This is a genomic window from Fructilactobacillus sanfranciscensis DSM 20451 (assembly GCF_001436035.1).
Lineage (GTDB): Bacteria > Bacillota > Bacilli > Lactobacillales > Lactobacillaceae > Fructilactobacillus > Fructilactobacillus sanfranciscensis.
The window spans coordinates 1-383 of sequence record NZ_AYYM01000062.1; the positions used below are offsets into that span (position 1 = coordinate 1).

The 383-nt window shown below is 41.5% G+C and carries 1 protein-coding gene; it reads left to right on the plus strand.

Annotated features, from left to right (window positions below; genetic code table 11):
* Positions 1 to 383 (plus strand): SH3 domain-containing protein (locus FD36_RS06390; protein WP_191980108.1); only part of this gene is annotated, 383 nt, incomplete at both ends.

The window sequence follows — 383 nt, forward strand, 5'->3', positions numbered from 1 at the left end:
TGGAACACTTAATAATGATGGCTATAACTGGATGCACTATACTAGTTATTCAGGTCAATCACACTGGGTTGCTAATTTGACTGATGCACAACCTACTACACTAGCCAGTGTCGATAGTGCAATCACACCAGCAAGTGGTGCTTATACAGCAACTGGAACTCAATATGTTCGTGATGGGGCAAGTACCTCAGCAAATGCTGTTGCTACATTAGATTCAGGCGATACCATTTACTACGATGGAACGCTTAATAATGATGGTTACAACTGGTACCATTACACAAGTTATTCTGGTGAATCACATTGGGTTGCTGATTTAAGTAACGCTCAGCCTGTTCAACCAACTAATACTGCTGGTATGACTACAGCAAGTGGTGCATACACAA